The organism is Streptacidiphilus jiangxiensis (assembly GCF_900109465.1).
GTDB lineage: Bacteria > Actinomycetota > Actinomycetes > Streptomycetales > Streptomycetaceae > Streptacidiphilus > Streptacidiphilus jiangxiensis.
In genome coordinates this window covers 158,392-165,745 of sequence record NZ_FOAZ01000021.1, presented here as the reverse complement: position 1 = coordinate 165,745, position 7,354 = coordinate 158,392, and the positions used below count along the sequence as shown (strand labels likewise).

Genomic DNA, 7,354 nt, shown 5'->3' with positions numbered 1-7,354 from the left:
CCTCGCCGCCGCGGACCTGAGCCAGATCACCCGAGCCGTGAAGCGTCGCCTCAAGAGGATCCAGTACCGACCGGATCTGGTCGACGGCTGCCTGACGGCCACGGGTCTGATACTGGGGGGCTGACGTGCTTCAGTCTTCCCAGTTCGCGTAGTCGCCCATCGCGACGTCGTCGCACAGGGTCTCCCATAGCCCGTTGTGTGCGAGCGCGGTGTCATCGAGGGTGGCGAGGAGCTCGCGAAGGTCGTCCGCTGCCTCGTCGAACCTGCCCTCCTCGCCTTCCTCGTAGAACGGGAAGCGGGCGATGGTGGCCGCGACGCACCGGTGGAAGGCTTCGAGGTCCTTGTTCACGTGATTGGCGGTCGAAGACTCGGTTGTGGGGATGTGCACGATGCGGCGCGAAGCCACATCGATGGCGATGAGTCCAAACAGACCGCTGGTTCCGAAGACGACCAAACCGCTCTCGTCGATGCCGCCGAGGACTGCCGCCTCGGTCAGCGGTTGGTACTCGTAGCCGATCAGCCCTGCTGGTACGCCGATCTGCCGCAGATCGGCGGCGATCTCACTGGGCACCTCTGGTGAGCAGCCGAGACGGACCACGACGTACTGGGGCAACGGCAACGGCGGCAGGTCTCGAATCACGCGGACATCATCCTCGCCCTCCCGCGTCATGGGGAAGCCACGAGCCGGGCCCCACCACCGCGTGGCAGAACCCGACATCACGGATTCAAGTTCAGTAGCCCGGCTGACCTGCGAAACTCCCTTCATGAGTTCGCAGCGATTGCCGCGACTTTCTGCCCTCTTACGCAACACTGACGCAACGTCATAAGGCGGTGGCCGACGACCTGGAAGACGCCGACGTCACGGGCCATGCAGTGCACGCAGCCACGTTCGCGGAAGCAGCGCAGCACCAGCACGGCCTGGCGGAACGGGCCCAGCGGCCGAGAGCCCCTCCGGGTACTGATCCGGTGACGGTGTACGGCCAGCAGGCGGGACAGGTGGTTGACGACAAAGGTGCCCTTGACTGCCGCACGGATACGACGTCGCAATCGCATCCTCACAGGTCAAGGGCACCTTTTGCCAACTCGACGTCAGATCAACCCAGCTGTTGAATATCCAGGGTCAAGACTGCCGCCATCCAGCTGGCAGTCCTGCCAGCTGCAGCGCAGAACGCCAGGGTGCTCACTGCGCGCGCCAGAAAGGCTGCTTGCGCTGACAAGTTCAGTAGCGGAGGTTCATCCCACCGAGCCGGCGCAGTGGAACTCAGGCCGTCGCGAGCTGGGTTTCGAAGTTGTAGGTACCTGCAGGGATGTCGAAGTACATGGAGCTGTTGTACGGGAGGTCGGCGTAGCCACCGGTTGAGGGGTTGATGATCTCGCAGCCGCCGGAGTAGTTGTTCCCGGCGTGCCAGTCCGTGCCGGTGCCGGAGAACGAGCAGGATACCGTGTAGGTGCCCGCGGCAAGGTAGATCGAGCGTGGCGTACCGTTACCCACAGTGGGGATCGGCGACATCGACCACGAGTACCAGGCAGTGGCGGGAACCTTCCAGTACGCCGTGCCGGAGTAGGGGATGTTGAACCCTCCGTTCGAGGATGCGGCCAGATAGATGCTCCGGCTCAAGGTGCCGACGATCGTCGAAGCCTGCGCCGTGGAGGGGATCGAAACGGTCATCGCTGCGGCGAGGCCGACGGCCGTTGCGAGCGTTGCTGCGTTCGAGACTCTCATGGGGTCCTCTCATGACAACATCAGCCGGTGATGTGATCGATTGCGGGGCACATCATGGCATGGCCTTTGCCAGCCATGTGATCGCCTAAGGATCCAGGAATTGACTGAGCGTCAGAATGCTTGGTCATGAATCAACAAGATCGGGCTGCCCGGCGCGCCAGTGCGGCAGCCGTCCGCGCTCAATGGGCGCCGGGCGGGGCTCACCGTCACACCCGCCTGGGCCAAGCCGACTCGGAGTTTGTTCCCCTGTCGCGGAGTGGCGATCTCGTCGCCGGCGCTCGCCTTCTATGGTCGAAGAACTGCCTACGACCCGGGGAGCGCACCGATGACCCACACCAGGACCACCGTCGACGACGTCCTCGACGAACTGCGGCGGCGCCGAGCCGAGTTCCACGAGCAGCGGTTCGTGTCGGCCGACTTCGTCGCCCGGCTGAAGGAGATCGGCGTCTACCGGGCAGCGACGCCGCGGCGCTTCGGTGGCGACCCGATGCGGCCAGCCGACTTCCTGCGCCTGGTCGAGCGGATCTCCACGGTCGACGGGTCGGCCGGCTGGGTCGCCGCCTTCGGCTGCCAGACCACCTACCTCGGGTCGCTGCCGCTGGAGTCGCTCGAGGAGATCTACGCCGACGGCCCGGACGTCGTCTTCGCCGGCGCGCTGTATCCCGTGCAGGAGGCCCGCCGGACGACCGACGGCTTCTCCGTCACCGGACGGTGGAAGTTCGGCAGCGGCTGCAAGGCCGCCGAGGTGCTCTGCGTCGGCATCCCCGGCGACGACTCGACGGACGGCAAGCCGCGGGGGGCAGTGGTGCGGCCCGCGGACGTCACCATCGTGGAGGACTGGGACGTCATCGGCATGAGGGCGACGGGCTCCTTCGACCTGGTCCTCGACGAGGTGCCGGTGCTGGAACGGCGCACCTTCATCAGGGGCGGCGCGCCGACCATCGACGAGCCGATCTACCGCTACCCCCCGATCGCCTACGCGGCCCAGGCACTGTCCGTCGTCTCCGCCGGTGTCGCACGGGCCGCGCTCGACTTCGCCGAGGAGACCGGTGCCGGGCGTGTCGGTATCACCGCTGCGCCCCGGCTCGCCGACCGGGCGTACTACCGCGCAGGCATCGCCGAGGCTGAGGCGATGCTGCGATCCGCGCGCGCCTACTTCTTCGAGGCCGCGGACGAGGCGTGGGACAGCGTGCCCGACGGGGCGGCCGTACGGGACGACCTCAACGCCCACCTGCGGCTCTCGGCGGCCCATCTGGCCCGCACGTCCGCCGAGGTGGTCGCGAAGGTGGTCGGCCTGTCCGGCACCGCGCCGATCTTCACCGGCCACCCCCTGCAGGAACTGCTCGGCGATGCCCTCGTGCCACAGTCGCACGCGTTCCTCAGTCCGATGATGTACGACGCGGCGGGCGCGGTGCTGATGGGCCTGCCCGCCACGGTGCCGGCCTTCCGGTGACGGCACGGCCAGCACTCCGGGGTCCGATCGGGCCTGGACGTGGTTCGTCGGCCCCGGGCCTGCATCAGGGGTCGCGTAGCCGCGCCCTCGTAGATCTCCGGGATCTACGCAGGCAGGCGCCCTTCCGGGGCGGAAGGGCGCCTGTTGTGGTCGTGCAATCAGGCCGCTGACCTGGGCATTTACCCTTACGGCAGGTTACGCGCCGTGACGATGCGCTGGACCTGGTTGGTGCCTTGGTAGATCTGGGTGGTCTTGGAGGTAAAGCCGGGCCACCTGGGGCTTTGCCCTGTGCAGCCCGGCTGACCTGCGCGAACTCCCTTCATGAGTTCGCACCGCTTGCCATGGCTTTCGGCCCTCCCACTCAACACTGACGCAACGTCAGGAGACAGGGGGCCCGCCGCCCTTTCCGCCCGGCGTGGCGTCGAGTGCGAATGCTCCTCGATCCCTGACAGCGCCGACTGGGCGTCAACCCTGGTCGCTGGCTGCGCCGCGCGCCGCGTCGTACTTCGCGAAGACCTCGCGCGCCACCGCACAGCCGTGATGGTGGCGGAGCCCAGCGTGCGCGTGCGCAAGGTCGAGGTGGTCGGTCCCGGACCAGGCGTCGTTGAAGGCGCGCTCGGTCGTAGTGGAACCTGCCGGAGAGAAGGGGTCGGGTCACATCCGGCCTCCGCTTCCGCCGGCGCAAGGTCCACCGGTCGTGTTCGAGTTGTGGCTTCCTTACACGTTGATAGCTTCAGGACATGGATAAGGTCGAGGAGTTCCCCAAAGTCGCCATCGTGACGGGCGCCTCGCAGGGCATCGGCGCGGGTCTGGTCGAGGCTTATCGCCGACTCGGGTACGCCGTCGTCGCCACCTCACGCACCATCGCCTCCTCCGACGAGGCCGATCTGCTGACGGTCCAGGGCGATGTTGCCGATCGGAAGGCCGCCGAACGCGTCGTCGCGGCCGCACTCGACCGCTACGGCCGGATCGACACCCTGGTCAACAACGCCGGCCGCTTCATCGGGAAGCCCTTCAGCGACTACACCACGGACGACTACGAAGTAGTCACCGCCGTCAACATCGGCGGCTTCTTCCACATCACCCAGCTCTCAGTCCCGCACATGATCGCCCAGGGCGGCGGCCACATCGTCCAGGTCACAACGAGCCTCGTCGACCACGCGCAGTCCGCAGCCCCGGCATTGCTGGCCTCGCTCACCAAGGGCGGTCTGCAAGCCGCCACCAAGGGCCTGGCCATCGAGTACGCGGCGCAAGGCATCCGTGCCAACGCCGTCTCGCTCGGGGTGATCGACACGTTCCCGAACGTCGATGCCGACCGCGAGGCTCTGGCGCGGCTCCATCCGCTCGGCCGCATGGGCGAGATCCGTGATGTGGTCGACGCGGTGGTGTTCCTGGAGAACGCGCCGTTCGTCACCGGCGAGATCCTGCACGTGGACGGTGGCCAGAGCGCGGGCCACTGACAGCTCACCACCGCGCGGTGCCCGGCATCCCGGTTGTCTCGGTCTGCTACTGGTTCGGGCAGCCTCGTCATCCGCTCCTGTCGGCGCGGTGCCGACGTCCGAACCCCGTCCTCAACCCCGGCCGCTTCCCCTCGGTCGAAGATCACAACAGGCTCCGCGCCAGACGTTGCGTACAAGCCACACGTCCGAGTCGCACTCATCCCGAGCCGGACGCGGGACGGTGACGGGCGCGAGAAGGCGCAGCGCGCGACGCCTGCGGCGGACCGCGTCGGCCGACAGGACCAGCCGTCCCGGCCCGTTGGCGGGGGTGTCGGTTGCGGAGCGCTCCTCGTCCATCACCTGGCTCGCGGAAGTACGAAACAAACAGTTGTCCACATGGTACGAAGATCCCGTCTCTTCGAGTTCTGGGTTCTCGGAATGAACCGGCTCCGTGCCCTCGGGATCGGCACCCATGGATCGCCGCCGGGACAACACGATGACGTCGGATGAAAAGGCCCCCCCCGATCCGCCTCCGGCCCAGCCTGAACGTCGGCCGGGATCTTGCTCGATCACCGAGGAGCGCCCGTGAAGACGACCACGACATACCGAGCTTCAGATCAGGCAACTCGTCCACGGAAGGCGCTGCGACCACTACGAGACACCGTCCCGATGCGCATGATTGCGCGCACGCCTACGATGAAATCTGGGCGGTTGCCGTGGAACCTCGGAAGTTCAGGAGAGAGGCGCCTTGATGGATCCGGACGCCCGTACCAGAGCCGCTGTCGAAGAACACTGGCGAGCATCGGAACGTGGGGACAGCGAAGCCGAACATGCTGTGTACGCCGATGACGCGATCCTCGACTACCCGCAGTCGGGCGAGCGATTCCGAGGCCGTTCAGCGATTTCGGCCCAGCGCGGCGGACACCCCGCGAATCGCCATTTCACGGTTCGGCGAATCACCGGCGGCGGGAGTCTGTGGGTGAGTGAGTGCCTGATCAGGTACGACGGTGTGCCCAGTTATTCGGTAAGCATCATGGAATTCAAACACGAGCATGTTATCCACGAGACCCAGTACTTCGCCGACGCCTTCGGCGCGCCCGAATGGCGAACGAAACTCGCGGAGCCGATGCCAGGCAGAACCATCACGAGGGCCTGATCGAGCGACAAGGTTCTGCGGAAGGGAACAGGCTTGTGCCCTACCCATGCGATCGGCCGAGGAATCCGGCCCGCATCCGCGGATCCACGAGGTTCCCTCGAACCAAGCGAGAGCCCGGTTCGGTCAGCTGCTGTCAGGTGACACTTCGCGACGGAGCCGACCCGCTGCGCGATGGCGACGGGCTACGGCCCACTGCTCGAGGTGGACTCGCCGCACCTGCGCGACGCCCTCGGCGGTCAAGTGGAACTGGGGCTCGAGGTCACGCGCAACGCTGTCGGCAAGATGAGGCCCGGGGGGACGCTGATCTTCATGGGTGACGCCGGCTCGCGCCGCGTCGCACCTGGCGTCGGCATCGCCTCCGCTGTGAGCGCCGTGATGCCCCTGTTCGTCGCCGCGCTGGCGCTGGAGACCGCTCCCGCCCGCGTCAACGCCATCGCGCCTGGATTGGTCGACACTCCGCTGTCGGCGGCGGTGCTCGAAGACCGACTCGAGGGGCGCCGCGCCGAGCTCACCGAAAGGCTCCCGGTCGGCCGCGTCGTCACTCCTGCCGACGTCGCCGCGCTCGCTGTCCATCTCATGGCCAACACGGCACTCACTGGAGCCACCTACGACATCGACGGAGGGCAACAGCTCGTCTTCTGAGAGGACGTCAACCGGTGGAGCGGCAGCCACGCCGACCTCCGGAAACAGTGGAAGGCACACAGGCTGAGATGAACGTCGGCAGCGGATACGGAGGTACCCAATGAGCGACACGACTGCGATACCAGCCCCACTCATCGTGGTCGGCGTCGATGGTTCCGAACCCTCGAAGGCCGCCCTGCGCTGGGCCGTCCGGCAGGCCGAACTGACCGGATACGCCCTTGTGGCCGCGATCGCCTGGGACTTCCCGCACAACTGGACCGGCTGGTCCCCGCCCGGAGAGCCCTCGTTCGACTGGGAGGACAGCGCTCGCGACATCCTCGCCGCAACCATCGATGAGACTCTCGGGACTGATCAGGTCATCGAGATCCGAACCCGAGTTGTTCAGGGCCACCCGGCCGGCGTACTCCTGGACGAAGCCAACGGCGCCGCGTTGCTGGTCGTGGGAAACCGTGGGCACGGCGGATTTTCCGAAGCCCTGCTCGGCTCCGTCGGGCAGCACCTCACCCACCATGCCACCTGCCCCATCGTCGTCGTCCGCGGCCCGCAGACCGGCTGAAGCGGACACGCACTGTTGCTCGACACCCACGGCCGACATCGTTCCGGACAGGTAAGGCGTCGCCCCGGCCGGAACGCGTCCGGATGCGGCAGGTCAGCACCGGCGCCCAGGGTGGCGCCCGACGCAGAGGTCCTCGGGGCGGGCGGCGGCGCGAAGATCGCCGACCAGTCCGCCCCGCGATCAGCATGTACCGGTGATCAGCTGCCCCGTGGCAAGCTGTATTCCTGTCGAAGCCTGCGTCGCAACATACGCGCAACAGACGCACCCACAGGCCTTTCGGAACGCGGAGCGAAACCAGCGATCCGAACCACCGCAAGCCGCTGACCAGCAACGACGAGCAAGACTGCGCCGACCGCGGTGAGCAGTTGGGCGGTGGTGCCCTCGC

Annotated in this window: 7 protein-coding genes and 1 pseudogene; 6 read left to right on the top strand and 2 right to left on the bottom strand. The window is 67.1% G+C overall.

The window, feature by feature from the left end; translation table 11 throughout:
- A pseudogene (locus tag BMY61_RS48885) lies at nucleotides 1-124 on the top strand (IS630 family transposase); the annotation flags it as partial.
- A gap of 6 nt (nucleotides 125-130) precedes the next feature.
- Here the strand turns inward: BMY61_RS48885 and BMY61_RS33255 are convergent.
- The gene (locus BMY61_RS33255; RefSeq protein ID WP_075004169.1) at nucleotides 131-640 is read right to left on the bottom strand and encodes an SUKH-4 family immunity protein; all 510 of its coding nucleotides are present in this window, start codon (nucleotides 638-640) and stop codon (nucleotides 131-133) included.
- A 621-nt stretch (nucleotides 641-1,261) separates the two neighbouring features.
- A complete protein-coding gene (locus tag BMY61_RS45510) occupies nucleotides 1,262-1,723 on the bottom strand; it encodes a hypothetical protein (protein WP_143094651.1) in 462 nt (153 codons plus the stop codon).
- Between the two features lie 325 nt (nucleotides 1,724-2,048).
- Here BMY61_RS45510 and BMY61_RS33245 point away from each other — a divergent pair, with 325 nt between their 5' ends.
- The 5 genes from BMY61_RS33245 (at nucleotide 2,049) to BMY61_RS33225 (ending at nucleotide 6,969) form a co-directional block, all read left to right on the top strand.
- Complete coding sequence (locus BMY61_RS33245) at nucleotides 2,049-3,176, top strand: acyl-CoA dehydrogenase family protein (RefSeq protein ID WP_042450720.1); 1,128 nt, start codon at nucleotides 2,049-2,051, stop codon at nucleotides 3,174-3,176.
- A 740-nt stretch (nucleotides 3,177-3,916) separates the two neighbouring features.
- Nucleotides 3,917-4,636, top strand: coding sequence for an SDR family NAD(P)-dependent oxidoreductase (locus BMY61_RS33240; protein WP_042450722.1), 720 nt, complete (start codon nucleotides 3,917-3,919; stop codon nucleotides 4,634-4,636).
- A 730-nt stretch (nucleotides 4,637-5,366) separates the two neighbouring features.
- Nucleotides 5,367-5,771, top strand: coding sequence for a nuclear transport factor 2 family protein (locus BMY61_RS33235; protein ID WP_042450724.1), 405 nt, complete (start codon nucleotides 5,367-5,369; stop codon nucleotides 5,769-5,771).
- A 171-nt stretch (nucleotides 5,772-5,942) separates the two neighbouring features.
- The gene (locus BMY61_RS33230) at nucleotides 5,943-6,413 is read left to right on the top strand and encodes an SDR family oxidoreductase (RefSeq protein WP_075004164.1); all 471 of its coding nucleotides are present in this window, start codon (nucleotides 5,943-5,945) and stop codon (nucleotides 6,411-6,413) included.
- 100 nt (nucleotides 6,414-6,513) lie between these two features.
- Nucleotides 6,514-6,969, top strand: coding sequence for a universal stress protein (locus tag BMY61_RS33225; protein WP_042450726.1), 456 nt, complete (start codon nucleotides 6,514-6,516; stop codon nucleotides 6,967-6,969).
- The last annotated feature ends 385 nt before the right edge of the window (nucleotides 6,970-7,354 follow it).

Excerpts from the sequence above, each read along its gene's own strand:
- BMY61_RS33240 (WP_042450722.1), top strand. The coding sequence starts at position 3,917 with ATGGATAAGGTCGAGGAGTTCCCCAAAGTCGCCATCGTGACGGGCGCC.
- BMY61_RS33230 (WP_075004164.1), top strand. The coding sequence starts at position 5,943 with ATGGCGACGGGCTACGGCCCACTGCTCGAGGTGGACTCGCCGCACCTG.
- BMY61_RS33235 (WP_042450724.1), top strand. The coding sequence starts at position 5,367 with ATGGATCCGGACGCCCGTACCAGAGCCGCTGTCGAAGAACACTGGCGA.
- BMY61_RS33225 (WP_042450726.1), top strand. The coding sequence starts at position 6,514 with ATGAGCGACACGACTGCGATACCAGCCCCACTCATCGTGGTCGGCGTC.
- BMY61_RS33245 (WP_042450720.1), top strand. The coding sequence starts at position 2,049 with ATGACCCACACCAGGACCACCGTCGACGACGTCCTCGACGAACTGCGG.
- BMY61_RS45510 (WP_143094651.1), bottom strand. The coding sequence starts at position 1,723 with ATGAGAGTCTCGAACGCAGCAACGCTCGCAACGGCCGTCGGCCTCGCC.